Origin of the sequence: Nonomuraea sp. H19 (assembly GCF_052068215.1) — a bacterium.
GTDB lineage: Bacteria > Actinomycetota > Actinomycetes > Streptosporangiales > Streptosporangiaceae > Nonomuraea.
This window is the reverse complement of sequence record NZ_JBQHCV010000008.1, coordinates 54406-80826: the sequence shown is the minus strand read 5'-3', so window position 1 is coordinate 80826 and position 26421 is coordinate 54406. Positions and strand designations below refer to the sequence as shown.

The 26421-nt window shown below is 69.0% G+C and carries 32 protein-coding genes and 1 pseudogene; 15 read left to right on the top strand and 18 right to left on the bottom strand.

The window, feature by feature from the left end:
- The first annotated feature begins 20 nt into the window (after positions 1-20).
- From add to ACTMTI_RS19005, 3 genes are read left to right on the top strand one after another with little or no spacing between them, the layout of a single operon-like run.
- Positions 21-965 (top strand): adenosine deaminase, encoded by a 945-nt coding sequence (gene add, locus ACTMTI_RS19015; protein WP_441121726.1) that lies wholly within the window; start codon positions 21-23, stop codon positions 963-965.
- A 43-nt stretch (positions 966-1008) separates the two neighbouring features.
- Complete coding sequence (locus ACTMTI_RS19010; protein ID WP_441122093.1) at positions 1009-1449, top strand: phosphotransferase; 441 nt, start codon at positions 1009-1011, stop codon at positions 1447-1449.
- 32 nt (positions 1450-1481) lie between these two features.
- Positions 1482-1967, top strand: coding sequence for a hypothetical protein (locus ACTMTI_RS19005; RefSeq protein ID WP_441121725.1), 486 nt, complete (start codon positions 1482-1484; stop codon positions 1965-1967).
- Here the strand turns inward: ACTMTI_RS19005 and ACTMTI_RS19000 are convergent.
- The 8 genes and pseudogenes from ACTMTI_RS19000 to ACTMTI_RS18965 form a co-directional block, all read right to left on the bottom strand.
- Complete coding sequence (locus tag ACTMTI_RS19000) at positions 1958-2449, bottom strand: NUDIX hydrolase (protein WP_441121724.1); 492 nt, start codon at positions 2447-2449, stop codon at positions 1958-1960. The genes ACTMTI_RS19005 and ACTMTI_RS19000 overlap by 10 nt on opposite strands.
- A 97-nt stretch (positions 2450-2546) precedes the next feature.
- Entirely contained in the window at positions 2547-3356 is an 810-nt protein-coding gene (locus ACTMTI_RS18995; RefSeq protein WP_441121723.1) for a glutamate ABC transporter substrate-binding protein, read from the bottom strand.
- A gap of 248 nt (positions 3357-3604) precedes the next feature.
- Positions 3605-4441, bottom strand: a complete 837-nt coding sequence (locus tag ACTMTI_RS18990) for an AraC family transcriptional regulator (RefSeq protein ID WP_441121722.1) — start codon at positions 4439-4441, stop codon at positions 3605-3607.
- Positions 4442-4474: 33 nt separating this feature from the next.
- Positions 4475-4840 carry a hypothetical protein gene (locus ACTMTI_RS18985; RefSeq protein WP_441121721.1) on the bottom strand — a complete coding sequence of 122 codons (366 nt, stop codon included), beginning with the start codon at positions 4838-4840 and terminating at the stop codon, positions 4475-4477.
- Positions 4841-4979: 139 nt separating this feature from the next.
- The gene (mltG, locus tag ACTMTI_RS18980) at positions 4980-5930 is read right to left on the bottom strand and encodes an endolytic transglycosylase MltG (RefSeq protein ID WP_441121720.1); all 951 of its coding nucleotides are present in this window, start codon (positions 5928-5930) and stop codon (positions 4980-4982) included.
- A complete protein-coding gene (locus ACTMTI_RS18975; RefSeq protein WP_441121719.1) occupies positions 5927-6439 on the bottom strand; it encodes a SigE family RNA polymerase sigma factor in 513 nt (170 codons plus the stop codon). The genes mltG and ACTMTI_RS18975 overlap by 4 nt, the downstream gene beginning before the upstream one ends.
- Before the next feature lie 171 nt (positions 6440-6610).
- A pseudogene (locus tag ACTMTI_RS18970) lies at positions 6611-6787 on the bottom strand (phosphotransferase); the annotation flags it as partial.
- A gap of 261 nt (positions 6788-7048) precedes the next feature.
- The gene (locus ACTMTI_RS18965) at positions 7049-7201 is read right to left on the bottom strand and encodes a hypothetical protein (protein ID WP_441121718.1); all 153 of its coding nucleotides are present in this window, start codon (positions 7199-7201) and stop codon (positions 7049-7051) included.
- Between the two features lie 153 nt (positions 7202-7354).
- Between ACTMTI_RS18965 and ACTMTI_RS18960 the strand changes: the two genes are divergently transcribed.
- The 6 genes from ACTMTI_RS18960 (at position 7355) to ACTMTI_RS18935 (ending at position 13288) form a co-directional block, all read left to right on the top strand.
- Complete coding sequence (locus tag ACTMTI_RS18960) at positions 7355-8170, top strand: oxidoreductase (RefSeq protein WP_441121717.1); 816 nt, start codon at positions 7355-7357, stop codon at positions 8168-8170.
- Between the two features lie 51 nt (positions 8171-8221).
- Positions 8222-9304, top strand: coding sequence for an SMP-30/gluconolactonase/LRE family protein (locus ACTMTI_RS18955; protein ID WP_441121716.1), 1083 nt, complete (start codon positions 8222-8224; stop codon positions 9302-9304).
- Positions 9305-9356: 52 nt separating this feature from the next.
- Positions 9357-9947, top strand: coding sequence for a TetR/AcrR family transcriptional regulator (locus tag ACTMTI_RS18950; protein ID WP_441121715.1), 591 nt, complete (start codon positions 9357-9359; stop codon positions 9945-9947).
- Between the two features lie 61 nt (positions 9948-10008).
- The gene (locus tag ACTMTI_RS18945; RefSeq protein WP_441121714.1) at positions 10009-10917 is read left to right on the top strand and encodes an alpha/beta hydrolase; all 909 of its coding nucleotides are present in this window, start codon (positions 10009-10011) and stop codon (positions 10915-10917) included.
- Between the two features lie 850 nt (positions 10918-11767).
- Positions 11768-11983: a hypothetical protein gene (locus ACTMTI_RS18940; RefSeq protein WP_441121713.1), complete on the top strand. Its 216-nt coding sequence runs from the start codon at positions 11768-11770 to the stop codon at positions 11981-11983.
- A gap of 318 nt (positions 11984-12301) precedes the next feature.
- Positions 12302-13288: an NAD(P)-dependent alcohol dehydrogenase gene (locus ACTMTI_RS18935; RefSeq protein WP_441121712.1), complete on the top strand. Its 987-nt coding sequence runs from the start codon at positions 12302-12304 to the stop codon at positions 13286-13288.
- 17 nt (positions 13289-13305) lie between these two features.
- Here ACTMTI_RS18935 and ACTMTI_RS18930 read toward each other — a convergent pair whose 3' ends face one another.
- From ACTMTI_RS18930 to ACTMTI_RS18920, 3 genes are all read right to left on the bottom strand, one after another.
- Positions 13306-13515 (bottom strand): DUF1304 domain-containing protein, encoded by a 210-nt coding sequence (locus tag ACTMTI_RS18930; RefSeq protein ID WP_441121711.1) that lies wholly within the window; start codon positions 13513-13515, stop codon positions 13306-13308.
- Between the two features lie 99 nt (positions 13516-13614).
- The gene (locus tag ACTMTI_RS18925) at positions 13615-13875 is read right to left on the bottom strand and encodes a hypothetical protein (protein WP_441121710.1); all 261 of its coding nucleotides are present in this window, start codon (positions 13873-13875) and stop codon (positions 13615-13617) included.
- 416 nt (positions 13876-14291) lie between these two features.
- Positions 14292-14684 carry a DUF6326 family protein gene (locus ACTMTI_RS18920; RefSeq protein ID WP_329081569.1) on the bottom strand — a complete coding sequence of 131 codons (393 nt, stop codon included), beginning with the start codon at positions 14682-14684 and terminating at the stop codon, positions 14292-14294.
- Between the two features lie 242 nt (positions 14685-14926).
- Between ACTMTI_RS18920 and ACTMTI_RS18915 the strand changes: the two genes are divergently transcribed.
- The 5 genes from ACTMTI_RS18915 to ACTMTI_RS18895 all read left to right on the top strand — a co-directional run bounded on the left by ACTMTI_RS18915 (position 14927) and on the right by ACTMTI_RS18895 (position 19839).
- Entirely contained in the window at positions 14927-16147 is a 1221-nt protein-coding gene (locus ACTMTI_RS18915) for a sensor histidine kinase (RefSeq protein ID WP_441121709.1), read from the top strand.
- Positions 16126-16806 carry a response regulator transcription factor gene (locus tag ACTMTI_RS18910; RefSeq protein ID WP_329081573.1) on the top strand — a complete coding sequence of 227 codons (681 nt, stop codon included), beginning with the start codon at positions 16126-16128 and terminating at the stop codon, positions 16804-16806. Before ACTMTI_RS18915 ends, ACTMTI_RS18910 begins: the two co-directional genes overlap by 22 nt.
- Positions 16807-17443: 637 nt before the next feature.
- Positions 17444-17956: a hypothetical protein gene (locus tag ACTMTI_RS18905; RefSeq protein WP_441121708.1), complete on the top strand. Its 513-nt coding sequence runs from the start codon at positions 17444-17446 to the stop codon at positions 17954-17956.
- Positions 17957-18057: 101 nt separating this feature from the next.
- Positions 18058-19338, top strand: coding sequence for an alpha/beta hydrolase family protein (locus ACTMTI_RS18900; protein ID WP_441121707.1), 1281 nt, complete (start codon positions 18058-18060; stop codon positions 19336-19338).
- 312 nt (positions 19339-19650) lie between these two features.
- A complete protein-coding gene (locus tag ACTMTI_RS18895; RefSeq protein WP_441121706.1) occupies positions 19651-19839 on the top strand; it encodes a hypothetical protein in 189 nt (62 codons plus the stop codon).
- 5 nt (positions 19840-19844) lie between these two features.
- Here ACTMTI_RS18895 and ACTMTI_RS18890 read toward each other — a convergent pair whose 3' ends face one another.
- Positions 19845-20696: a hypothetical protein gene (locus ACTMTI_RS18890; RefSeq protein WP_441121705.1), complete on the bottom strand. Its 852-nt coding sequence runs from the start codon at positions 20694-20696 to the stop codon at positions 19845-19847.
- Positions 20697-20789: 93 nt separating this feature from the next.
- Here ACTMTI_RS18890 and ACTMTI_RS18885 point away from each other — a divergent pair, with 93 nt between their 5' ends.
- Positions 20790-20996 carry a hypothetical protein gene (locus tag ACTMTI_RS18885; protein ID WP_441121704.1) on the top strand — a complete coding sequence of 69 codons (207 nt, stop codon included), beginning with the start codon at positions 20790-20792 and terminating at the stop codon, positions 20994-20996.
- Between the two features lie 341 nt (positions 20997-21337).
- Here the strand turns inward: ACTMTI_RS18885 and ACTMTI_RS18880 are convergent, their stop codons facing one another.
- The 6 genes from ACTMTI_RS18880 to ACTMTI_RS18855 form a co-directional block, all read right to left on the bottom strand.
- On the bottom strand, positions 21338-21634 hold the full coding sequence (locus tag ACTMTI_RS18880) for a hypothetical protein (protein ID WP_441121703.1): 297 nt from the start codon (positions 21632-21634) through the stop codon (positions 21338-21340).
- 77 nt (positions 21635-21711) lie between these two features.
- Positions 21712-22290: an RICIN domain-containing protein gene (locus ACTMTI_RS18875; RefSeq protein ID WP_441121702.1), complete on the bottom strand. Its 579-nt coding sequence runs from the start codon at positions 22288-22290 to the stop codon at positions 21712-21714.
- Positions 22291-22402: 112 nt separating this feature from the next.
- Positions 22403-23476 carry a helix-turn-helix domain-containing protein gene (locus tag ACTMTI_RS18870; RefSeq protein ID WP_441121701.1) on the bottom strand — a complete coding sequence of 358 codons (1074 nt, stop codon included), beginning with the start codon at positions 23474-23476 and terminating at the stop codon, positions 22403-22405.
- Between the two features lie 238 nt (positions 23477-23714).
- Entirely contained in the window at positions 23715-23906 is a 192-nt protein-coding gene (locus tag ACTMTI_RS18865) for a hypothetical protein (protein ID WP_441121700.1), read from the bottom strand.
- A gap of 315 nt (positions 23907-24221) precedes the next feature.
- The gene (locus ACTMTI_RS18860; protein ID WP_441121699.1) at positions 24222-24455 is read right to left on the bottom strand and encodes a hypothetical protein; all 234 of its coding nucleotides are present in this window, start codon (positions 24453-24455) and stop codon (positions 24222-24224) included.
- Positions 24456-24989: 534 nt separating this feature from the next.
- Positions 24990-26243 (bottom strand): IS256 family transposase, encoded by a 1254-nt coding sequence (locus tag ACTMTI_RS18855; RefSeq protein ID WP_441121698.1) that lies wholly within the window; start codon positions 26241-26243, stop codon positions 24990-24992.
- Positions 26244-26421 lie beyond the last annotated feature (178 nt).

Here is a 26421-nt window from a genome sequence, read left to right as displayed (position 1 = left end):
CGTGCCCTAGGGTCTTGGCTGTGAGAGATCTCCGATCGCTGCCCAAGGCCCACCTGCACGTTCACCTGGAGAGCACCGTACGGCCGGAAACCGTGCGCGAGCTGGGCGGGCAGCCCGAGCCGGAGGGCACGTTCGCGAGCTTCAGGGAATTCGGCGACGCGCGGGCCCGGGTGCGGGGGCTGCTGCGCACGGCCGAGCACTTCAGGCGGATCGCCGTGGAGTTCTGCGAGGACGAGGCCGCTCAGGGCACCCGCTACGTGGAGGTGACGTTCACCGCCGCCTCCCACGGCGAGCGGCTGGGGCAGCCGGAGATGCCGCTGGAGGCGGTGCTGGAAGGGCTGGCCGAAGGCGGGGCGAGGTACGGGATCGAGTGGCGGGTGCTGCTCGACCACTCCAGGCGGCGGCCGGTGGAACGGCTGTGGCGGACGTTCAAGCTGGCCACCCGCCACGACGCCGTGATCGGCATCGGGCTGGCCGGCGATGAGAGCCACCTCCTCGGCCCGTTCGCCGAGGTGTGCGACGCCGCCAGGGACGCGGGGCTGCGCCTGACCCACCATGCGGGGGAGACGGCCGGGGCGGCCAGCATCCGCGAGGCGCTCGACGTGGGGCACGCCGAGCGGCTCGGGCACGGGATCCGGGTGCTCGACGACGACGCGCTGGTGGCGGAGGTGCGCGAGCGCGGGATCCCGCTCGAGGTCTGCCCCACCTCCAACGTGCTGCTCGGACTCGTCCCCTCGCTGGCCGCGCACCCGCTGCCACGACTGCGCGCGGCGGGGCTGGCCGTCACGATCAACACGGACGGGGAGACGGCGCTGGCGGACGAGTACGCCCGGCTGCGTGAGGTCTTCGGCTATGGGGACGCCGACCTGGCCGACCTGGCGCGCACCTCGATCGACGCGTCGTTCGCCCCCGAAGGGCTCAAGTCCCGGCTCAGGGCCGGGGTGAATGCCTGGCTCGAGTCGTAAGCCATGACCTGCCGACCTCCCACCGGGGGCGGCGGCGCGGCGGATCGGGTGCCGGTGCCGCCGAAGGGCGGCGAGGCGGCTGATCGCATGCCCGCGGACGCGATGTGGTGTACCCGGCCGGCGTGGCAGGCGCCTGCCGGTCGTCCTGACGCACGGTGACTTCTCCGCGCGAAACCTGCTCGCCTCCGCGGGTACGACCGTGCTGCTCGACTGGGCCACGCTGGACGCCGGCCCCGTCGGCGCGGATTTGGCCGCGCTGGCGCTGAGCACGTTCGCCGACCCGGTGGAGGACTACCTGGCCGGGGCGGACGGGCGGTTTGCCAGGGACGACGTCGAGCTGGGCTATCGCGCGACCCTCGCGCTGACCGGCGCGGGGGCGGCTGCACTGGATGTCGTCACGCGGCGTGCGACCACCCGACTGCTACGAGGACTTCATCCTCTCCCAGGCCCGGTGAGATGCATGAATCGTGATCGATGCGCGTAGCTGGCGATATAGCGGGATCGCATGCTGATGGGGTGGAGTTATCTCAGGCGGGCGCAGCCGAGCGGCTTTCTCAGCGGGTGGTCTCCGCGGGGTTGGCCGGAGCGATCATTCCGTTCCTCCATTTCGGCTGGATGCTTCTCGTACTGGCTCTGACCGGCACCGGCACCTCGCGATGCGGTCTTCTGGGGTGCCTCGGCCAGATCGCGGACGCGTGGGAGTCGGGGCGCTGGGCTTCGCTCGTTCTCGCCTGGCCGCTGCTGTACCTGCTGCGCGTGCGTTCGGCGTGGCCCGTCGCCCTCGCGGCGCCCTTCTTCCTGGTGCCCCTCTGGGAGCTCGCCGACGGACTGGTAGGGCCGGCCGTCGTGATGACCGGCGTGTTCGCGTACCCGTTCGCCGCCCTGGTGACCGCGCCCCGGATCTCCTGGAGGTGGCGTGGCCTGATCCTGGGCCTGTTCCTCGTGCTCTGCGCCGTCCTGGCCTTCGTCCCCGGTTGGGCGCTCAACTCCGGCTATTCCTGAAGTCTGCCGTTCCGCGGTCGCAGGCGGTGGAGGGCGAGGCCGACGTCCACCACGTCGGACCGTTCGAGATCGGCGACCCGGTCGAGGTCCACCCACGCGGCCTGGTCGGTGGAGCCGCCGACCTCGTGCGTCAGCGTGCCGCCGGCGATGCGGCCTTCGTACACGATCCGCAGCCCGTGAAAGTCCGCCTCGCGCCCGAGCCCGCGCGGGTAGCGCCGCCGCACCGTGTCCATGCCCAGCAGGGTCTCGATAGCGACGGTGTAGCCGGTCTCCTCGCGCACCTCGCGGATCGCGGCGTCCAGGGGATCCTCCGCATGGTCGATTCCGCCGCCCGGGAGCGTCCAAAGCCGCTCGCCGCCGGGGCCGACCCAGCGTGCGAGCAGGATCCTCCCGTCTTCCACGCAGACGGCGTACGCGGACACCCGCAGTTCCTTGGTGATCATCACATTGGTCAGGTCTATCACCGGTGGGGCGGCGACCACGACCCATATTCCAGGCCTGGCCGGTCGGGCCGGCGACGGCGGGGCCGGCCCGTGGTGGTGCGGTGTGGTCGCGTGCGATGGCCGAGGCCCGAGTTCATCACAGCGTGCAGCCCTCGAACTCCGGCACGAAGGCCGACAGCTGGAGACCGCTCGCATCGAACCACTTGTCCAGGAGCCTGGCAGCGGTTCCGTCCTGGTACATGTCCCTGATGGCCCGGTTGACCTCCTCGCACCCGGCTATGTCACCCAGGGGCAGGGCGATGCCGTACCTCTCCGCCGTGAACGGCGCGTTCACGATGGTGAACGCGCCGCGCTCGCGGGCGGCGAACCCCGCAAGGATCAGATCTCCCGTGGAGATGGCTTCCACGTCCCCCGATTTGAGCAGGTTGACGCACTCCCCGTAGGTCCTGGCCGGAACCAGCACCGCGGCGATCTGGCGCCCTTCCACGATGCGTGAGGTGGAGATGGAACCCTGCGCCTCGCACAGCCTGCGCCCTTTGAGGTCACGCACGTTCCGGATCCTGGTGTATCCCGCGCGTACCAGAATGTCCTGGTGAGAGACATAGTACGGCCCGGCGAACGTCACCTGCCTCTTGCGTTCCGGGCTGATGGAATAGGTCGCGACCACCATGTCGGCCACCCCGTCGCGCAGCTTCGCCTCCCGGCCTTCCGAGGTCGTCGCGACGAAGGAGACCTTCTTCCCCAACCGAGCGGCCACATAGGCGGCCACGTCGACCTCGAAGCCCTGGAACACTCCGTTGCGATTTTTTACCGCCAGACCGGGCTGATCCGTTTTCACGGCCACGACCAACTCGTCCTTGTCCAGGATCGACCTGGCGCCGCCCAGATCGCCACCGCAGCCGGACAGCAAGAGTGCTGCGGCGACAGACGAGACAAGCTTCCGCATGGGCCCCCTCCAGGAGGCCTTCAGCGTAGGGAGCGCCAGTGAAGCGCCGGTGAACGGCGTATGGCCGTAAACCATGAATGCCCTAGGTCTGTGCCATCGTCGTCGCATCTGGCTTTCTCGCGGGCTGACGGCCACCTGGCCACCGCAGGACCAACCCCCGAAACCGGATCAATGTTAAACGCCCATGGCCGCTCCAGCCTCCGCCCAAAGGGCGGGAGGTGTCCGGCCTCCCGATCGCAGGGCTGGCGTTACGCCCCTTTCGAGATCGCCGAGTTCTGTCGGCGGTAAGCGCCGGGAGCGGTGCCGAAGTGCCGTTTGAAGGCGGTGGCGAACGCATACTCCGAGCCATAGCCGACCTTCCGCGCCACCGCCTCCAGCGGCTCATCGGACTCGCGGAGCGTCTGAGCCGCGACGTTCATCCGCACCCAGGTGAGATAGCCGAGCGGCGGCCGGCCGACGAGCGAGGTGAAGCGGCGGGCGAACGCGGACCGCGACAACCCCGCCTCCGCGCCGAGGTCGTGAACCGTCCATGACCGGCCAGGGGCGTTGTTGATGCGACATAGCACGTGGCTGATCACTCGATCGTTCAAGGCCGGTCCCCAGCCGACCCAGGCGCCATGTGACCCGTACCAGGCGCGTAGCGCGAACAGCAGCAGGGCGTCGAGCAACGAGCCGATCACCGACTCCGACTCCGTACCGATGCCTGGCTTGTCCAGCTCCCCGCCCAGAAGGTCGATCACATTGCGCAATGGTGGCTCGTGGCCCAACTGGGCCGGAAGGTGAATGATGTCGGGCAGGTCGTTGATGATCGGATGGCAGCGCTTGTCGTCAACGGGGAACATTCCGCTCAGCACCACGGCGGAGATCGGCTGGCCAGAAGATCCCAGCGAGATTGTCCGCGGTTCGAGCCGGAATTCGTCCCTCCGCGTGAGAGGGACATCTTCCAGCTCCATTCCGGGACTGTCGGCCGGCCCGTGGCCGCGCCCGTTGGCGAGCAGCACGACATCGCCCACACCCAGCGCGACGGGATCGCCCGCACGGGGAATCAGCGTGCAGGCCCCGCGCAGCACCACATGGAACGCCACGCCTGCGACGGGCAGCCTGAGGAAGCAAAAGGTTCACTGGTGCGCGTCGTCCCGGAACTCATACCAAGGCCCCCTCACGTGCCGGACATCGCCCGGCCGGCTCGCGGGGCTCCAGACGTAGCCGTAGCCGTCCCCTCCCCAGCCCTTGCCTCGGTAGAAGTAGACCTGTTCGTTCTCCCGGCGGACGAACTCGAATGAGAGGCTTCCGATGCTTTGATCCCTGAGTTCCACGCCCTCCCCCAGCGTGCGGGCGACCGCCTCCATCTTCCCTGACGAGTGGATGAAGCGCAGGTCCTCAACCCAGATCAGGGCCACAATAAGGATGGCGGTCAGGAGCGCCGCACCCACGTACGCAGCTCTGCGTAACGCAGGCCTTTCCATGCGGCTCGTCTTGATCACGGGGTCATCTTCACATGTGCCCGGGCAGAACTACGAGGTCGTACGAGGATGAAAAGGGTTCACTGTCGTCCGCGGCCGTCGCTTTCTCTTCCGGAGCGGCCGGTACTCGAAGGATCATCGCGATGGCCGTTCGGCTACATCACCGGGTTCCGTGCTTCTTGTCGTGTTCTTCGACCAGTTTGGTGTACTCCCCTGGGGAGTCGGCGAACTTCATGATGCCCGTCTTCGGGTCTATCTTCACGTAGAAGAGCCAAGGGCCGGAGGCCGGCTTCAGCGCGGCCCTGATGGCGTCGTCCCCCGGGTTGCCAATGGGGGCGGGCGGCAGGCCAAGACGCCTGTAGGTGTTGTACGGCGACGGGCTCTTGAGGTCCTCGAGCGCTGCGCTGACGCCGTACTTGCCCAGGCCGTACAAGACCGTGCTGTGCAGCTGCAGCCGCATTTTCCGGTTCAGCCGGTTGTATATGACCCGGGCGATCTTGGGCATGTCCTCGTGCTTGCCCGCCTCGGCCTGGACGAGGCTGGCGATGGTCAGGATCTCCAGCGGCGTTCTCCCAGCACGCCTGGCGCCGTCGACCAGGTTGGTGTCCTCAGCGGCGTCCCCGAACCGGGCCACCATCGCCCTAAGGATCTCGCCCGGGCTCATGGTGGGGGAGAGCTCATAGGTGCCGGGGAAGGCGAACCCTTCGAGCGCCCCCTTGGCGTAGGACGGCAGGCCGAGCGCCGTGCCGTCCTTGGCGGCCTTCTCGAACTCCGCCACCGGCCTGCCGGTGAGCGACGACAGAGCCTTGAAGAGCTGCGAGAGCCGCATTCCTGCCACCACGGTCATGGTGGCCGCCGGCCGGTGCTCGGGGGCCAGGCTTGGGACGTCGTTCTGATGCCCGGCGACATCACCGGGTGTCCGTGACGACATCCCCTGGACCACGAGTGTGGATCCGACGGCCAGCGCGGCGACGGCCGACGCCGCCATCAGGGCGAGGCCGCGGCGACGGGGTCGGCGCTCGCGGACTTGGAGGAACCGACCCGGCGCGGGTGGCTGCTCTTCGTCGGCCATGTCGTTGAGAGTCTCACGCAGCAGGTTTTCGATGTTCATCCGAACTCCCTCACAGTGGTCAGTTCAGGTGCCGTCTTCTTCAGGCGTTCCAGCGAGCGGTAGATCTGGCTGCGTACCGACCCCACCCTGACGCCGAGCAGTCGCGCGATCTCGGTCTCGGAGAGGTCCTCGAAGTAGCGCAGCACGAGCATGGTCCGCTGCCGGGGTGTGAGCCGGGCGAGGGCGGCGCGCATCACCATGCGAAGGTCCACAACGTCGGCGTGCCCGTCACCGATCTGGTCAGGCAGCCATTCGGTGGACACCTCCGCGACGCGTGACCGTCGCCGCCACCAGCTCACCTGCTCGTGGTACATGACACGGCGGACGTATCCCTCGATGGCGGCCGGATCACGCAGACTGCGCCACTTCGCGGCCGTCTTGACCAGGGCCGACTGCACCAGGTCCTCGGCGGCGTGCCGGTCACCGGTCAGCAGGTACGCGGTACGGAACAACGCCCCCGATCGGTCGACGACGAAGTGCCGGAAGGCCGCATCAAATCCTGGATCCACCCAATCCTCCTCGCGATGTTCACAGGCAAGGACGCGGGCAGCACGTCGATCTATGCCGGCACGATCGAGGTTTCTCGCTCGGCTCCATCCAGCGCTCCTTTGGGCTCATGGCGCCGACTCTGAACTTCGATCTGGACACCAAGGAAGGCCGGGCCGAGCGGGCGACGCGCCCGCCAGCGTGTCGGCCGCGTGGGCGCCGCGGCTGATCGAGCCGTGGTCCAGCGGCTCGCCGGGAACCCATGTCATCACGGTCCAGTGCTTGGGGAAGCGCTCGGACGGTTCGCCGAACCGCACCGGGGTCGGCACCGGGAGCGGCAGGCGCGGGGCCGGCACAGGTAGCCACCTCCGGCTGCACGAGATCGAAGCAGACCTCAACGCTCGTCGAGATCGTGCCGAGAGCGAGGGCTGGCGCGGCGAGATCGAGGGCATCGAGGTGACACTGGACCACCTGCGCTCCAAGCGCGACCGAGCACAGCGCATCAGCCCCACCGCACCGGTCACGCTGCCGATGCCGATGATCCGCGACAGTTCAGCGGCTGACGATCGCCCGAGCAGTGCGCCCTGACCGACCGTCGACATGCGAGATCCTGCAAGGTGTGGGGGGCCTCGTCAGCAGAGCGGGCGGTTGGTGCGCGTCAGCCCCGCGTCCGCCATCTGCATGGCGATCCCTGAGCCGTCGATGCCGTCGGTCTTGAACCGGCGGCCGCGGCCTCGATGCTCCGCTGCCGCGTCGCCTGCTTGTGCTCCTTGCTGGTACCGCACCGCATCCTTCCTTCACCCCGCCGGCCCGCTGGTGGTCCTCGTCTCACCCCTCATTGAGAGTACGACCATAATTTAATTTCTAGAAGATCTTGCCCCGCGACCGCCGGCCCGTTATGGTCGTACGAACGTAATCTAAACCGTCGGGAGCCAGCGATGACAATAACTCAGCAGGTCGTGCTCGTAACAGGCGCCACCTCAGGCATCGGCAAGGCGGCAGCGATCGCACTGGCCGCCGCGGGCTTCGAGGTGATCGGAACCGGCCGCAACACCGCACGAGCCACCCCGTCCGCCGGGGTGACCTACCTCGACCTCGACGTGACGAGCGACGAATCGGTCGCCTCAGCGGTCAAGCAGGTGATCGACCGGTTCGGGCGCATCGACGTCCTGGTCAACAACGCCGGCGTCGGCTCAACCGGCGCAGCCGAGGAGTTCTCGATCGCTCAGACGCAGGACATCTTCGATATCAACGTCTACGGCGTCATGCGGATGACCAAGGCGGTCCTGCCGCACATGCGGGCGCAACGGCAGGGGCGCATCATCAACGTCTCGTCCCTCAGCGGGTTCGTCCCCAGCCCGTTCATGACCCTCTACGTCTCGACCAAGCACGCGGTCGAGGGCTACTCGCAGTCGCTGGACCACGAGGTCCGCCAGCACGGCGTCCGGGTCCTGCTCGTCGAGCCCGGCCCGATCAACACTCCGTTCGCAGGCCACAGCGTGGAGGCCGACACCCCCATGCCGCTCTACGCGGCGGGACGGCGCAACTACGACGAGCTGCTGGAGAAGAACCTCAGCAGCGGCGACGACCCCGCCGTCGTCGCCAAGGTGATCGTCGCGGCGGCAACCGACCGGAACCCGAAACTACGGCGCACCGCCGGCACGACCGCCCGGACCATCAACGCGGTGTACCGCGTCGCCCCGGCCCGGATCTTCGACCGCGTCATCCGCAGATTCAACCGGATGCCGAGCTGATCGCTGCCGAGATCCACTAACCAGTCATTCGCAGATCTACCGAGGAGAGTCATGCAGCAGCAAAGCCAGCAGACGGCCCGGCGCAGCCGATCGAGCGCAGGACGTTTTCTGAAGAGGAACGTCGGAATCGCGCTGGCGGTCACCGCGACGGCGGCCGTCCTGGGATCGGCGCCGTCCGCGTCCGCGGCGACGGGACACTCGTATGCCGGATCCGTGGTCACCGACGTACGGACCGTGGCGGAGTTCGACTACGCCGCCGGCGAGATCCCTGAGAACATCACCGTCAACCTCGATGGCTCAGTGACCCTGTCGTTGCTCGGCAGCTGCGCGGTGTGCGAGCGCACCCACGCGCCGCAGCTGATGCGGATCTCCGCGTCCGGACACCGCACGGTGCTCGCCACCGGGCAGGTGGGTGAGGCGATCAGCGGCAACACCCGCGGCGATGACGGCACTGTCTACTACAGCGTGTTCGCCCCGGGCGACGCGGCCAGGAACGGCGTGTACGCGGTGCGTCAGGACGGCACCTCGCAGCGGATCGCCGCGCTGCCCGCCGGCGCGGGGCCGAACGGGCTGGCCATCGACCCGGCCGGGGACACCCTCTACATCGCGGACAGCTTCCAGGCCACCATCTGGTCTGTTCCGGTCTCCGGCGGATCGGTGACCCCGTGGCTGACCGACGCCGCGCTCGCGCCGGTGCCGACCGAGGCCCTGCCGATCGGCGCCAACGGGCTCAGGTTCCACAACGGCGCTCTGTGGGTCAGCAACTTCAACCAGGGAACACTGCTGCGGGTACCGCTCACCCCCGCCGGCGCGGCCGGTCCCATCCGCCTTGTCGCGGGCGGCCTGCCCAACATCGACGATCTCAGCTTCCTGACTCCCTGGTCCGATGTGGTGTTCGTGGCGCAGAACGGCTCCTCCTCGCAGAACGGTCCGGACAGGATCGTGGTGGTCTACCCGGACGGCACCTACAAGCCCGTCCTGACCAGCGCGGACGGTCTCGCCTCGCCCTCCGCGACAGCGGTTCGCGGCAACCGGCTGTACATCACGAACGGAGGCGTTCCCGAGCCCCACGACGCGAAGCTGCAGACCGGGAAAATCAACGTCACGGCTCTCCTTGCCGACGCGGCACACTGACCTGGCCAGGGCGGTATCCGGCGCGTAAGCCCGGGCTGAGATGGAGGAACGCATGGTGCGGTACACGAAAGAACACATGCAGGAAACACGGCAGCGGATCATCGCGACGGCCGGTCGACGGTTGAAGCGGGACGGCATCGACGGCTCCGGAGTCGCGACGCTCATGAAGGACGCGGGCCTGACCAAGGGCGCCTTCTATGCCCACTTCGCATCCAAGGACAGCCTCGTCGACACCGCGATCGCCGACCAGTTGCACACGCTGCACGTGAACATCGTCGAGCAGGCGGAGCCCGGCCCGGCCGGCCTCGAACAGATCGTGCGCTGGTACCTGTCAGCCCCCCACCGGGACGACCGCGACGACGGCTGCCCCAACGCCGCCCTGCTCGACGAGATCGCGCGCAGCGGTGACACGACCAGGCAGGCGTACACCGACGGCGTGCTGGTTGTCATCGACGGCCTCGCCGCCCGCATGGCGCCCGAGGATCCGCTCTCGGCCCGCGTGAAGGCGCTCGGCCTCCTCGGCCTGATGGCCGGGACGCTGCAGCTCTCCCGCGCCCTGACGGACCGCCAGCTCTCCGACGACCTCCTCGAGCAGGGCCTCCGCAACGCCCTGGCCCTGGTGGACGCCGAGCTCCGACCATGACCGACACTTCCGCTGACAAGCCGGCACACCCGGCGACGTCGCCCTCCCGTCAGGAAAAACGATGACCGAGCACCCCTTCAACCCACAGCTGCGAGCCGCGCGGTTCCTTCCCCGCACCATCATCAACGCCCGAACGCTTCCCACGCTCCGTGTCCTCACCAAGCTCACCGGGAGGGCTCGGCGGCCGGACGCGCAGGTCGTATCCGTGGACGCCGACGTGTCGGTACACGTCTTCCGGCCGGCTTCGGCCCGGCCTCGGACTCCGGCGCTGTTGTGGATCCACGGCGGCGGAATGGTGCTCGGCGACGCGGCGCAGGACAGCGGCTTCTGCCGCCGGATCGCCGATCAGCTCAATATCGTCGTCGTCTCGGTGGAGTACCGGCTCGCACCCGAACACCCGTTCCCGACGCCGCTGGAGGACTGCTACACCGCGCTGCAATGGCTCGCCCGCCAGCCCGACATCGATCCCGCACGCATCGCCGTCGGCGGCGCCAGCGCCGGCGGCGGTCTGGCCGCCGCGGTGACGCTGCTGGCGAAGGAGCGCGGCGAGATCCGTCCGGTCCTGCAGCTGCTGTCCTACCCGATGCTGGACGACCGGACCACCACCCGCACCGACATCGACCCGCGGCGGCTACGCATATGGAGCCCGAACAGCAACCGGTTCGGCTGGCGCGCCTACCTCGGCCCCGCCACCGCGGACGGCAACGTGCCCCCGCTGGCCGCGCCGGCCCGCTACGACGACCTCTCCGGCCTGCCGCCCGCATGGATCGGCGTCGGCACCAACGACCTGTTCCACGACGAGGACCTCACCTACGCACGGCGCCTGCAGCAGGCCGGCGTCGCCTGCACCCTTCACGTGGTGCCCGGCGCCTACCACAACTTCGACTCCTTCGAAGCGAAAGCCGCCATCTCCCGGGCCTTCGTCAAGGCCCAGACCACCGCACTGGACGAAGCACTCAACGGCGACTGAACGGACGCCCGCAATGGGTTCAGGTCGGTGACCATCGGGCCGGGGCGTACCCCGTGAGGTGCGGCCCCCCAGCGGTGCTCCTCAAACCATGATCCAAGCCTTGTGTAGTACAACAGCCGCCGGTCTCGAAGAGCTGGGCTGGGCGCGCCGTCGATGTACCCGTCACGGGTGAGCACGCCGACCAGGCCCTGCTCGAGGCGAGCGGAAAGGACAAGGCCCGCACGCCGGTAGGGCTCGGCAGGGATCCCCGAAGACCAGCTCGTGACGATCATGGGCAAGACATACTGCACGAGGACGGTGTGCCCCAGCTGCGAGTGGGGCGCACACGCGACCGGAGAAGAAGTACATCTGAAAGTTGCACTCCGACAGTCGGCCTGCCCCCTAGTGGACGCAGGATGCCCGCTGCAGCGGCCATTCGTTGGCGGCTGAGAACCGGTTGGTGCAGATGAACTTCGGGCTGCGCAAGGTCGAGCTCGGCGCCTGCGGCCGGCCCTACGGCACCCCCTGCGCCCACGAACATGTCCCGTTGACCGAACTAACTCTTCGTCGGTGTGCGCGGCGGAACGGGCTAGGCCGAGGGCGGGAGGGTCTGGGTTCCGTGGCTGCGGTGGTTGATCGTCACTGCGGGTGATCGGCTGGATCTGTTGTGATCGCGTGTCGTTGAGGTCGTCGGCACGCGGAGGCTGAGATGGCAGAGCCCGGGATTCGGGACGTCGCGGCGTTGAGGGTGGAGCGCGTCGGTCGGGTCGTGGAGACGGGCGATCCGCTGCGGCCGTACGCCTTGCTGCTCACCGGGAAAGCGACGCCAGGGCTGCAGTACGCTCCCCGGAGGCGTCGCCATGCTCGGGCGGTGATCCGTTCGTTCTATGAGTACCACCGCGAGATGCACGGTCGGCCGTTGATCAACCCGTTCCCCGCAGCCGAAGGCGCCGAGGACGGCAGGGTCAACGCTCACCACAACCCCATGCAGCCGTTCCGGCAGCCGACGCGGCGGGCCGCCTATCAGCCCAAGGAGCCCAAGCCGTCACTGAGGATCATTAAATCGAGCCCGTTGCCGTTGCTGTAGCGCGCGATGCGGTCCACCACGGACCGGGGCACGGCGCGGCCAGTGGGGTCGAAGTCGTCGGCGAAGAGCACGCTCACGGGCTTGTTCTGCCGGGCGTACTCCTGGACGGCCTCGTAAACAAAGGTCTTTGAGGACTGGCCGCGGCAGCATGGCGATCCGCCGGATGCCTCTTGATCTGCGGAGACGCCCTCCGGCCGGCGACCGATGTTAAGAATCGTTGACACGATGTCTGCTGTGCTTTACGTTAGACCGTGTTAAAGGTTCTTTACATGGAGCGATCCGGCGCCCACCGCACCTCCACTCGAGAAGGGACACCCCATGAGAGCAGTGACCTACTACAAGTACGGCGCCCCCGACGTTCTGCGCATCGAAGAGGTCCAAACCCCTGACCCCGGCGACAAGGACGTGCTGGTGAGAATTCACGCCGCCCTGGTGACCGCGACGGACGCCACCTTCCGCGCAGGTACCCCGTTCTTAGCGCGGATGTTCACCGGTCCCATCAAGCCGAAGGCCAAGACGCTGGGCGGCGAGTTCGCCGGTGAGGTCGTGGCGGTCGGCAAGGACGTGACCCGCTTCACCGTGGGCGATCAGGTCTTCGCGGACACCGGTCCGGCATTAGGCGCCCACGCCGAGTATGTATGCGTGCCCGAGGATGGAGCACTGGCCGTCATGCCGGCCGGCCTGGACTACGCTCAGGTCGTCGCCGTCCTTGACGGCGTACTGACTGCCCTGCCGTTCCTCCGGGACAACGCACATCTGCGCGAGGGGCAGGAGATCCTCATCAGCGGCGCCGCCGGCAGCGTGGGCAGGGCGGCGGTGCAAATCGCCAAGCACTTTGGGGCGCGGGTCACCGGAGTGTGCAGCACCGCCAAGCTGGAGCTGGTGAAATCGCTGGGCGCCGACGAAGTCGTCGACTACACCAAAGAGGACTTCACCCGCGCCGGCCGCACCTATGACGTGGTCTTCGACGCCGCCGGCAAGAGCTCGTTCTCGCGGAGCAGGCGCGTGCTGAACAGCGGTGGCGTCTACCTGTCGACAGTCCCCTCCCCTGGGATCCTTTTGCAGTCGTTCTGGACGCGGAAGTTCGGCGACAAGCGGGCGGTCATCGCCTTCACCGGCCTGCGTCCCACCACTGACAAGGCCGAAGACCTGCGCTTCCTCACTCAGATCACCGAAGCCGGGCAGATGAGGCCGGCCATCGACGGGCGCTACCCGCTGGCAGAGGCCGCCGAGGCGCACCGGCGTGTCGAGTCCGGTCGCAGGCAGGGTTCCGTCCTGCTCACCATGGAGCACAACGGCAACTGACCGAGGTCCGGAAGGCTTCAGCGGGTCAGCAGAACCAGGGCCAGGCCGATCAGCGCGGGAACCGTCTGCACGAACAAGATCCTCCTGCTGGCCGTGGCGGCCCCATAGAGGCCGGCCACACCGGCGCAGACCAAGAAGAAGATCTTCGCCTGGAACACGACCGGGTCGTCGGCGATCAGACCCCACGTCAACCCCGCTGCGAGGAAGCCGTTGTAGGAGTGCCACAAACTGGCGACCTCGCGTATTCAAGTGTCGCGTGTTCGCGCGTCTGGAGTCGCAAAGGCCACACGGCGTAGTGGCCAGCGGATGGGCGGAGCCACTGGTCGTCAAGCCGGACGGCGTCTGCTTCCTTCCGGTGTGAAGATGAAGGTGTTCTTGAACGCTCCGCTGCCGAAGCGGACGGCCAAGAGGACGGGTTCGTCGTAGATGGGGTGCCAGGTCGTCTCGGTTTCGTCGGGGCTCCCGTTCCAGAGATGTAAGAAGATGATCGGTTCCGTCGCCTGTTCGGTCAGGTAGGCGAGTGTCTTGCCGTAGAAGGGGTTGGTGCCGCCGAGAAGAAGGGACGGCGGGCCGAACTCCTCTCGCACGTCGGTAAGTGTGCGGTCGTGAGCAGCCCAAGCGACGAGTTGAAGGCGCCCCGGGATTCCAGCGTTCGCAGTGCTCGCGCCCACTCCTGATCCTGGTGCTCGGCGTAGGCCAGGTGATCGAGCAGGAGGCGCAGCGCCATCTCACCACCGAACATGCCGGGCCGGCGAAGCGCCTGGTTGAGCCGGGTCTTGAGGTAGGCGCGGATCTCGGCCGACGAGCGCGGGCCGGGGAAGGTCGTCATGATGCTCATTCTCATGTCACAGCTGTCCGGCGCTTCCGCGAGGCCGGTGCGGGCCCGGTCCACGCCCTCCTCGATCGCGCCTTCGCCCGCCTGCGCGCTTAGGCATGCGTGGACTGGCACGCGCAACTGACGGAGGCGGCCTTGAGGCCCGCCGGGCCCGGCATCGGCGAAGCCTCATCCCGCAGGACGGCTCACGGCGGGTGAGGTGTCCATGCGCCAGGCCTGCCGCAGGATGACGGCCAGGCACACCACTTCCACGGCGGCCAGGACCAGGTAGTGGGGTTTCGCCGATCCGCCGCCGATGATGAACGCCGCGGTCAGCGGGACCGCCACCAAGGTGACCCGCCGGGTCACCGCCGGTTTCAACACACGCGACAACACCACCATCACGATCGGGATCTCGACCATGACCGCGGATCCCACCAGGAGCAGCGGGGTGACGGGAACGCCCTCGGCATGCCCCGCCATGAGCCCCCGCAGAAATCCGGCGTTCAGGAAACTGAGGACATCCGCGTAGAGCATGGTGAACATGACGACGATCCACAGGGTGGAGAGTCGTGCTCGCACGTCACTCATTCGGCCTCGGCGCCTTTCTGGGTCGTTGGACGGGGGTCCGGGGATTCCCGGCCGGTTCCGCGCGGCTGCCGGCGATGACGGAAGCTGCCCGTACCGGTCATGGGGACAGGCTGGCGCGACGGGCGGGCGCATCGCTACGGCCGCAGGTCGGTGCCCGGATGGCCGAAGGTTGGCGGTACGGGATCTACTTTGGTCGGATTCCGCTGGACCGGGGGCGGCCGTACCCTTTGGTCGTGACGACCCCGGCAGGCCTGGACCATCGGATCCTGCTCCCCGCCAGCGCGCTCAGCGGCCCCGAGCCCGCCCCGGCGCGCCCGGCCGGACGCACCAGGCGCGATTGGGCGGCCGATGTGGGGTTGTTCCTGCTGGCCATCGGCCTCACGGCGCTCAGCGTGGTGGAAGGCCTCGGCCAGCATCCAGCACCGGTGCCGTTCGCGGTGGACGCCGCCCTCGGCGGGCTGAGCTGCCTGGGGGTGTGGCTGCGCCGGCGCCGGCCGGTCGGCTTCGCGGCGGTCGCGGTGGCGTTCAGCGTCTATTCGATGTCGGCCGCGGGGGTGGCGCTGATCGCGCTGTTCACCGTCGCGGCGCACCGGCGCGTGGCGGTGGCCGGCCCGATCGTGGCCGGGTGCGTGCTGGTGCCGTTCCTGACGCCGCTGGTCCGGCCGGACGTCCCGGTGCCGCCCTGGTGGCAGGTCCTGCTGGGCTTCGCCTGCATCGCCGCGGTGCTTGCCTGGGGGATGTTCGTACGAGCCCGGCGGCAGTCCCTGCGCGAACGGGCCCGGCGGGTCGAATCCGAGCGGGAACTGCGCCTCGCCCAGGTCCGCCAGTCCGAACGCGACCGGATCGCCCGGGAGATGCACGATGTGCTCGCCCACCGCCTGTCCCTGCTCAGCCTGCACGCCGGGGCGCTGGAGCTTCGTCCCGACGCCGCGCCCGAGGAGGTCGCCCAGGCCGCCGGGGTGATCCGCGACAGCGCGCACCGGGCGCTGGAGGATCTGCGCGAGGTCATCGGCATGCTCCGCGCCGGCCTCGACCGGTCCGAGGAGGGGCCGGAGCGGCCCCAGCCCACTCTGGCCGATCTTCCCGACCTGGTCGATCAGTCACGGCGCGCGGGCATGCGGGTGCTGCTCGACTGCCGGGTGGGGGAACCGGCGGCCGCGCCCGCGGCGATCGGGCGCGGCGCGTACCGGATCGTGCAGGAAGGGCTGACCAATGCCCGCAAGCACGGCCGCGACGGCCAGGTGTCGGTGGCCGTCGGCGGGGCGGCGGGGGAGGGGCTGACGGTCGAGGTGCGCAACCCGGCCGGCGCCACCGCCGTCGCCGGGATCCCGGGCGGCGGCAGTGGCCTGATCGGCCTGGCCGAGCGGGCCGGCCTGGCCGGTGGACGGCTGGAGTACGGCCCGACCGCCGCGGGTGAGTTCCGGCTGTGGGCATGGCTGCCGTGGCCGAGGTGAACGCCGCGATCCGGGTTCTCATCGTGGATGACGACCCGCTGGTACGGGCCGGCCTGGCGATGATCATCGGCGGTTCGCCCGAGCTGAGCGTGGTGGGCGAGGCGGCCTGCGGAGCCGAGGTGCCCGCCGCGGTGGAGGCCTGCGCCCCGGACGTGGTGCTGATGGACATCCGCATGCCCGTGCTGGACGGCCTGGCCGCCACCGAGCTGCTGCGTGCCCGGCCCGACCCGCCCGAGGTCGTCGTGCTGACGACCTTCGACGCCGACGAGTACGTGCTGCGCGCCCTGCGCGCCGGGGCCAGCGGCTTCCTGCTCAAGCACACGCCGCCCGCCGAGATCCTGCGCGCGATCGTACGGGTGTCGGCCGGGGAGCCCATCTTGTCGCCGACGGTGACCCGCCAGTTGATCGCCCACGTCGCCGACACCGGCGCCGCCGCCCGGCGGCAGCACGCCGTACGCGTGCTGAGCCTGCTCAGCGAACGGGAACGGGAGGTGGCCGTCGCCGTGGGCCGGGGCAGGTCCAACGCCGAGATCAGCGGCGAGTTGTTCATGAGCATCGCGACCGTGAAGGCCCACATCTCGCGCATTCTCGACAAGCTCGACCTCAACAACCGCACCCAGATCGCCCTGCTCGCCCACGACGCCGGCCTGACCGGCTGAACCTCACCCCGGCGGCACCTGACCCGGATGCCCGCCGCCTCGCCTCCCGGGCGCGTTCTGGGCTCATGTGAACCCCTACGGCCGGTTCCGCCTTGACATGGAAACCCGGCTCGACCTGACGTTGCCGTGAGCGGGTCCCCGCTTCACTGCTGGGTGCGCGGCCGCGGCAACCTCGGCGAACGCGGAGCTCTCCAGGACGGGGATCTTCGAGGTGGCCGCCGGGTCCTCGAACAGCAGCACCCCTCGGGGACGCCCTCGGTCCGGATGAGGAGGCCAGCCTCTGTGAGAATGTGCCGCAGCTGCAGCAGCGACTGCGTCGTGGTCGACGAGCGCGAGTAGACGATCCGCACCGGGAGCTCCTCGAGGAGAGGAGGGAACCCTCTTCTACCTGTCGGGAAATCCTGTCGCCGATCCGGGCCCGGAATCGGCCGCCTGGAGCGATGTTTCATCACCCGGCGTCTGGTTTTCCGGGCCACTGGGAACCGGTTGGGCGGGGTGTCGGGAGACCTTCTAATCCCGACAGGATCGCTCGAGGCTGCGGAGTTGCACGACGAGACTGTCGTTAACGAAAGCTGTCACCAGGTACAGGCGTCTGCGTCGGCCTGCTGGGAGCCGCCTGAACCTGGGATGGCGAATTGTGCGATCAACGCGCTGCTCGGTCGCGGCGGCGTCGGGCGCCGCGATTTTCGGCGTCGGCGACCTTGTTGTCCAGCAGGGCTGTCCGGATCGGCGGGCGAGGGCCGGGGAACCCGACGACGGGCACGCTGCTCTGGTCGGGCGGGATCCCCACACAGCGCTGACGGAGCTGAGCCGCACCACCGCGGTCACCCTCCTCCCGCTCGACGCCCACCTGCCGGCGCCGCGGGCGGGCTACGGCCCGGTGTACGACCAGGTCCACGTCCCAGCGCAGGCTTGTCAGGGAGTCGGCGAACTGCGCACGATCGGCGTCGCCAACCTCCTGCTGGCGGCGCTTTCCCTGCCCGACGACGTCGCGGCCTCCGTGGCGCGCGTGCTGGTCGGCCACGCCGCCGACCTCTTGCCGGCGCCTGCGGTGGGGACGCAGTTCCTCGACGTCCGGACACTGAGCGGTACGGGCAAGGTGGCGCTGCACCCCAGGGCCGCGTCGGCCTACCGTACCCCTCACGGGTGAGAGCACGGCTCCTTCCGAAGGGGGATGCGCGTAGTGCCGGGGCGCTGCCAGGGTCGGAAGCAGGCGGCCGCTGGGCCGCCCGATCCGGAAGGACTTCAGCAGTGTTATCGAGACACATCAGGGTGGTGCGGGGTTCGGCGCTGATCGCGGGCCTCGCGCTCGCGTGCGGGCTCACCGCGACCGCTCCCGCCGTGGCGGCGGAGCAGGCCAAGCTTACCGCGCCGACCCTCACCGGCCGGTACGACGTCGGCACCACCGACCTCCACCTCGTCGACCCGTCCCGCCCCGATCCGTGGAAACCGGAACGGCGCCGGGAACTCATGGTCACCGTCACCTACCCGGCGGACCGGTTCGCCGAGGGCCCGCGGGCACCGTGGCTCACGCCCGGCATGAGCACCGTGATCGACCAGGCGCTGGCGGGCGAGGACTACCTCGATCTCCCGGCCGGCTCCATCGACTGGGCATCGGCGAAGCGAAGGGCCGAGACCGGCGTCCCCGTGGCGCACGGCGCGCCGAAGCCGGTCGGGCTCTTCTCTCCTGGCTTCGGCTTCCCACGCGAGATGTACACGGCGATCGTCGACGACCTGGCGAGCCGCGGCTACGTGGTCGTCTCGCTCTCGCACACCTACGAGAGCGTAGCGGTCGAGTTTCCTGGTGGGCGGCTCGAACTCGCGGTGTCCGAGGGTGAAGGCCCCGAATTGAAGAAGGCGCTCGACGCCCGGGTCGCCGACAGCCGGTTCGTCCTCGACCAGCTCACGAAGATCACCCGGGGCGAGAACCCCGACACGGGAAAGCGGCCGCTCCCCCGTGGGCTCGGCCAGTCGCTCGACCTGTCCCGGGTCGGCGCCTACGGGCACTCCTACGGCGGGTTCACCGCGGGCGAGACGATGGTCCACGACCGCCGTGTCGACGCCGGGATCAACCTGGACGGCGCGATGGCGACCGCGGTCGGCTATCCCCCGGGAACTCCTTACGTGCCGGGCGAAGTCACCAAACGCGGCCTGGACAGGCCGTTCCTCCTGATGGGCGCCGAGGGCGTCGACGAGAACGGGAAACCGCTCGAACACACCCACCGGAATCCCGAATTCGACCGCAGCTGGGCGGACTTCTGGGCCAGCCAGCGAGGCTGGAAGCGGGATCTGCTCCTGCGCGGCAGCACGCACGAGGCCTACAGCGATCTGCAGATCATCGTGCCGCAACTCGGCGCGCGCGTGGCGCCGGAGAAGCGTGAGGCGCTCATCGGCACCATCGATCCCCGTCGTTCGCTGGCCGCGCAACGGGACTACATCGGCGCGTTCTTCGATCTGCACCTTCGCGGACGGGACCGGCACCTGTTCGACGGCGAATCCCCGCGGCACCCGAACATCGACTTCATCGACTAGGGGGCTGAAGGGGACTTCCCCGCATGTGCTGTGGCGCATGCTCTCGCGCCTCGCTGCACGCACTGATCACCCAGGTCAACCCCGAAGTGGCGGGTGGTAGCAGTCATGTCAACGGCACCCCATGAACGGCGGCCCACACCAGCCTGCTGTCCCAGATGATCGCCGATCTGGAAGCCCGCCTCGCCGAGCCGGCGGCAGGCTGACCAGGGCCCGCCCCTCAACGACCAGCCAGGAGCCCCACCATGACCACGCTCGAACGCACCCTTGCCAAAGCCCTCACGGAGATCGTCATCAGGCTTGATCTCAGCGAAGATGACGCCATCGCGCCTGAGGGCCGCGATGCAGGTGCTCGTGCCGGTGATCGCCCTCCTGCACAAGCTCCCCGAGCAGGACCGGCAAGCCCTCGCCGAGCTGATCAACCAGTTCGCGCAGGAGGAAACCGACCCTGAGCGGCAGCTGACGGCCTGGGAAGCGCCCGAAACCCTGGGCCTTCTGGCCTAAAGGCATCACTGCTGTCCAGCAAGGGCACCTTGCAGAGGGATGTCGTAGGTGGTGCCTGTGCTCCACAGCCGCGGATGGATGCCCGCCTGGTGGAAGGTCCGGTCGATGACTCTTGCGAGTTCGAGCATGGTTTCCGGCGGGTCGGACGCCGTGCGCTGGTAGAGCTTGATCCCGGCCATGTCGCAGTTGTCGTAGCCGCCGAGCGCGGCGAACTCCTGGAGCAGGGCGCGTCCTTCCTCGGACCACAGCTGGCCCATGCCCGGGCATACGAGGGACGCCTTCGGGTCTGTGGACCGGATGATGCGGCTGGCCCGGCGCGTCATCTCGACCAGGGTGGCCATGCTTCCGCTGTAGAAGCGACGGTCGTTGGCCAGGACCCATAGTTCGTACGCCTCGATCCGGCCGCGATAGCGCGTGACGAGGGCGGTCACGAAGGCGTCCCCAATCGGCCAAGCGGTCGGGCGGCGAGGGCCTGGAGCCGCCCGGGTACGGGCCGACGGGATCGTTGGGGCTGGCCCATCGGGGGTGCCGCCCATCACGAACAGCACCGGCAGTCCGGCCCGCCGTGCTCCGTCCACCAGGCGGTCGAGGGTCGACCAGTCGAACTCATCCCGGTTCGGTTGAATCTCCGACCACTTGGTACTGCTGTCCCAGAGTCGTACGGCACCCACGCGGAAGGCGGGCATGGTGCCGGTGGAACTGTTGAGCGTGACGCCGAACAGCTCGGCCGGAACGGGCGTCTCCGGGCGCGTCCAACTCCCCGACTCGATGATCCCCGGAGTCTTGGCGGAGGATAACGGCCGTGCGCGCGGGCCATGGTCGAGTAAGTCCGGCGCGACCAGCGAGGCCAAGCCCACGATCAGCAGAAGGACGGCGCTCCAACGTCTGGCGGGCCGCTGTGGGTCGGCCGCCGACCGATTTTCGGCGTCATCCTCCGACCGACCCTCGGTGTGCTGATCGGCCCGCGGGACAGTTCCAGCGGTTATTACTTTTACTACGACGTAGACGGATTCCGTGTTCTGCGCGGCTGCCGCGCCACCGTGCAGTACAACGGCGGCGGTGACGTCAAGGTCTACGACCGGCGGGGCTACAGCACCAGCATGTGGGTACGGATCACCCTCAAGAGTCAGGCGAACATCATCAGCTACACCTACTGACAGACTGCGGCGTCCTGTCTTGGGGACGGGTTACTCAAGACAGGACTCCCATTCGGGCCTCGCTTCGGCCTGCGCCTCGTCCCAGTTCTTGCCCCGGCCCCCAGAGAAGCGAGAAGAACAGCCGGCAGTCCTTGGCGTACGCACCCACAGCGTCATGGCCATCGTCGATGTCCTTGAGCGTACGGCGCAATGCCTCCTCCGCGCGTGGGCCGAAGCGGCGAGGTGTCATGGCCGTCCCCTGCTCGCCGTGGCGTCGGCGCACGGGCATGCCGCGCAGCGGCTGCTGGATCGCCTAGCGTCCTGCCGCGGCCGTGCCTGGACCTGCGCTGGCCACGTCGCCTTCATCGCGGTGCTCGGTCGCGTTCCCGCGCGGCCAGTTGCTCCTGGCGGCGGGCCGGCAGGTCGGCCAGGCCGGCGTGCAGGGCCGGCCAGTCGCGGGTGTCAGGGTAGACGGCCTCGGCGGGCAGGCTGCCGACGATCAGGCTCATCCGGGTGGGCACGTGGTGCGGGCCGACCACGGCCGGCCAGCCCGCGCACAACCGCATCGGGTGCGCGGTGCCCGGCTGATCCTTATGACAGAACATCACCGGTTCCTGGGCGGCACGCATGTCGTCGAGGGTGGCGTCGACCGCGCGCACGCCACGCTCGGCGCGCCCACCGCGATGAGCGAGTGCAGATCGGCAACCGCGGCTACGACCTCACCCTCGGCCCCACTTCACCATCCAGGTACGGGTTCCTCCGACCAGCCCTGGTTGAGCGCCCCATCGCAGCGATACTGTGCCGCCCGCGCCCCATCGTGGACGGACGCGTTGGAGATGCCCAGACACAGCCCGCTCTTGCGGTTGACCAGTGCGAAGACGCCTGCCGGGTAGCGACTGTCGTCACGCTGCTGCCAGTCCTGGTTGGGGTCCCCGGCCGGGTTCGCCAGGATCGCTGACGCGTCAGCCGCGGTGCTACCGCCACTGATGCCCATGTTCAGGCGTTGGTGGATGTTCTCGAAGCTGCGATAGAAGCTGCCGTCCGGGATACGACACCAGTACTGGTACGTGACGAAGGGATGGGGGCTCCATTCGGTGTCCTGGACGACCGTGCTGCCGAAGCCGCCCAAGGCCGCCAGGACCTTCTTGGACTTGAAGTTCCGGTACATGTAGGGACCATCGCCGATGCATACCGGAGCGACGGCCCGTTCGCCGCTCTCGGCCGAGCCCGCATGAGCGATCGTCGGATTGGCGGCCGGTATCAGTGCGGCGGCCATGATCACCGCAGCGGCCTTCCTGGTACGTGGCGCTCGCATGGTGCGTCTCCCTTGCGTGGAGTTCTCATCCGGCCGGACGGGTCGGCGCGGGCATGACGCCTCGTACGCGCTCGTCCAACCGCCGGTGAATCTCAGCATCGGCGCGCGGCCGTCAGATGGTGAGGGTGTTTCGGCGTCCGCCGAAAGACGCTGGTCCGCGGGCGGGCCGCCCGGCGAGGAGGTCGGTGCCCAGTTCGGTGGGGTAGTGCAGCACCAGGTTGAGCTGCCGGACGCTGACGATCAGGTTGGCCTGGCGGAGCACGTGAGCGTGCTCGCTGGCCGTGGACGGCGAGACCCGCGCCCGGTGGGCCAGCTCACCGGTGCTACAGCCCGGCGCGTGGGCGACGCAGCTCAGGATCTCTGCTCGGGTGCGCCCCAGCAGCGCCGCCAGCGCCTCGCCCCCGGCGGCGGCGCTCCCGGCGGCGCGGCGCTGGCCAGGGCGGCGGATCGGGTAGGCCAGGACGGGAGGCAACGCCGGATCCACCAGCGCCACCGGGTTGCCCCGGCAGAAGTAGGACGGGATCACCGTCAGCCCCCGCCCCCGCAGGTGGATCTGGCGGTCCAGTCCAGCCGGATAGTCGACCTCCAGCACCGGAGGGCGCCAGCGCATCGCCGGCGACAGGTGAGCGAGCACCTGCTCGGCGCCACCGGTGACGAGGTGCCGTTGCAGGATGGCGCGCTCGTGGGCGAGGGCGGGCTCCGCTTGCGGCCGGTGCGGCGCGAGCACCGCCTCGCAGTAGCCGGCCACAACCCGCCCGAGCCGCTTGATGGCCTGCCGATTCCCCCGCGCGAGGTCCACCAACTCCGCAGAAGGCAGACCGGCACCGCGGCGCAGCAGCTCCATCTCGGCCCGCATCCGCTTGCCGGGCGTGTCCGCGAGCGCCTGCAGGGCCTGCTCGTCGCCCAGCTGGGCTTCGATCGGGGTGAGGAAGTCGGGAAAGTACGGCCCTCTGGGCGCAAGCGGCAGCAGCAGCGAGCGGACGGACGCCAGCAGGCCGGCATCGGTCAGTCGGGCCCGGGCTTGGCGTCGCCAGCCGGTCATGGTCTGCCCGCCGTCGCGGGCTTGCAGCCGGTGCAGACTGCCCACCATCTCCCACAAAAGGTCAGTCCGGGTCGCCAGCCGAGTGAGCGCGAGGTCTTCGGAGGTGAAGATGATCGTCAGCACGCCGCAAGAACGAGGGGACATGTCCTTCCCTTCCGGTGGATGGGGAGGTGCGCTTTCCTGACCGTTCCGGTTGCCCTGTGGTTGACGACAGTGCCAGAAACGCCGGGCGTCCGCATCACACGGAGGCTCTCCCGGCCCCCCGTGAATGCCGTCGGGCGGCGTCGCCATGCCGTCTTGATCGCCCCCCAGCAGTTGAGCCAGCGGGCGGCGGCTTGCGCAGCGTTCGACGCAACATGCCTTGAGGGCCAGTCAACGTGCCTCACGTGCCAGAAGAGATCATCTCGCTCTGATCTGCGAGAAGAGGCCAAGAACCCCAGATATCCATCGCGGCGTGGAAACGCGTGTGGGCGGCCTCGCGGCGCTCCTCCGCGCCGAGTCGCAGCACTTCGTCGCCCAGCAAAGATGCGTCAGCCGCGCCGACGGCCCGCTGGATGTTGTCCCATCCGCTCACGCTCGTGCCTCCCCGTCATCGAGGCGTCATCGAGGCGGCGCGGACATCGTCCCGAGGGGTGAGCAGGCGCGGCAATCGTCATGAGGCGAACAGTAGAGATCACCGCGGCGGAGACCGCGTCGCAGGCGAGCATCACCAGCCGGAGGTCCACCCGGTCGGCCACGGCCCCGCCGAGCGGGGGGCGAGCAGCGACGGCAGCGTGGCCAGCATCGAGACCAGCGCGACAACGGCGCGGGATCGCCAGTTCGCCAAGCCTTCCCTGCCTGACATCCTGCGGGCAGAGTGCCGGGGCAGCGAGCGCGCGGCCGGTCAGTGTCACCCGCCGTCGGCGGTGCGCCTGGCCATCATGGTGGTCAGCCAGGCACGGTCCGCGGCGGCGGCTTGCGCGTCGGCCGGGTCGGCGAGGGTACGGCCGCCGGGCTGGCGGTGCTGGTCGCGCAGCTCCTGTAGGAAGAGCTCTTCGGGCTCTGTCGCGCCGACGAGCGGCGCGTCGGGGAGCTGGTGACGGCGCGCCACCTCGCGCTGGAAGATCTCTTCAGGCTCGGTCATGATCCCGTCCGGGACGGTGGGCGCCGAGCGGCCCCGCGTGGGCCGTGGAGCACCGCTTCCGGCCTTGCTGGACTGGTGGGGTGGAGATTGATCGACTCCGTCAGGCGCCGAGGCGCCCTCACCGGGGGTCTCCCCAGGGAGGTCGTTGATCATGAAGATGGAGCCCCCTCTTCACGTCGCTCAATTGGTGCTCTTGTCGCTTGCAGGATGGAGACTACCGAGGTCTCGGTTGACGGTGTTCCGCTCGGTGGACCGGGTCAGGCCGTTCCAACGTGCGCCTCATACACCGCACCTGTATGAAGTGGGACGCATTCGGAGAAGGGTCGCCGGCGGGCCACACAGTCGCCGGCGAGGTCTGCTCGGCCTGGTCGGACTGGTGGCAGCAGATCACCGTGGATCACCCGGCCCCGTGAGGAGCTCGCGGGTTCGTCAGCTGGGCCGCGTGGCCCGCTCCTCACCGCAGGCTCATTCGCGCGGGTCACGTCCACGGACGTGGTGTATGAATCGATCTTCGCGTGATCCTGTTTCTGCAGGTTAAGCGGTAAGTGTCTGCGGGAGCGGTTTCTGGGTCGGTGTGTCGCTGGCGACGAGCCGGACGCGGGCTTTGGCCAGGATGTCCAAGCCCATGTAGCGGCGGGCTTCGACCCACTCGTCCGTCTGTTCAGCCAGCACAGCACCGACCAGCCGGATGATCGAGGGCCGGTCGGGGAAGATGCCGACCACGTCGGTGCGGCGGCGGATCTCTTTGTTCAGCCGCTCCTGCGGGTTATTCGACCAGATCTGCGGCCAGATCTCGCGGGGGAAGGCGGCGAAGGCGATCAGGTCTTCCCGGGCGGCGTCCAGGTGCTCGGCCGCGGCCGGATGCTTGGCCTCGAGCGTTTGCACGACCCAGGCGTGCTGAGCGCGCACCGTGGCGCTGTCGGGCTGATCGAAGATGGTGCGCACCAAGGTGGCCACGAACGGCTGCGCGGACTTGTTGACGCAGGTCAGAAGGTTACGCAGGTAGTGACTGCGGCACCTTTGCCAGGACGCGCCCGCCACGGTCGCGCCGATCGCCGCCACGAGCCCGGCGTGACAGTCGGAGATGACCAGCTGCACTCCGGACAGGCCGCGGGCGACCAGGCCGCGCAGGAAGGCCAGCCAGCCCGCGCCGTCCTCAGCGCTGGTGACCTCCAGTCCGAGGATCTCGCGCCGCCCGTCGGCGTTGACGCCGGTCGCGACGAGGACGTGCACGTTGATGATGCGCCCGCCCTCGCGCACCTTCTGCGTCAGCGCGTCCAGCCAGACGAAGGTGTACGGGCCGGCGTCCAACGTCCGGGTGCGGAAGGCTTCGACCTGCGCATCCAGCGTCTTGGCCATCTGCGAGACCTGGCTTTTGGAGATGTGCTTGATACCCAGCTGCTCGATGAGCTTGTCGACGCGGCGGGTGACGCGGCGGGTCGAGACGCCCAGCAGGTAGCTGGTGGCCACGACGCTGATGAGCGCCTGCTCGGCCCGGCGCCGCCGCTCCAGCAGCCAGTCCGGGAAGTACGAGCCTGAGCGCAGCTTCGGAATGGCCAGCGCGATCGACCCTGCGCGGGTGTCCCAATCGCGGGTGCGGTAGCCGTTGCGCCGGTTGGTCCGCTCCTCGCTGCGCTGGCCGTAGCCGGCGCCGCACAGGCTGTCGGCCTCGGCCGACATCAACGCCTCGGCCATGGTCTTCACCATGGATCGCAACAAGTCGGGGTCGTCGGTCTCGATCTGCTTCGCCAGCCACTGCTCGGGCGTCACACTGTTGTCCGCGGCCATCACGTGTTCTCCTTCGATCTTGACTTGCGCCTTTGAAGGATCACGCGGTGGCCGTCTTCATTTCACGACGCCACGCCTGTGACCAGGTCAAACTCGTACACCACTCCCGTGGACGCAGCCCTCGCGGTCGAGAGGGAACCGGCACGGCCCGGCATGTTCGTGATCTGAGTTGGGGTGT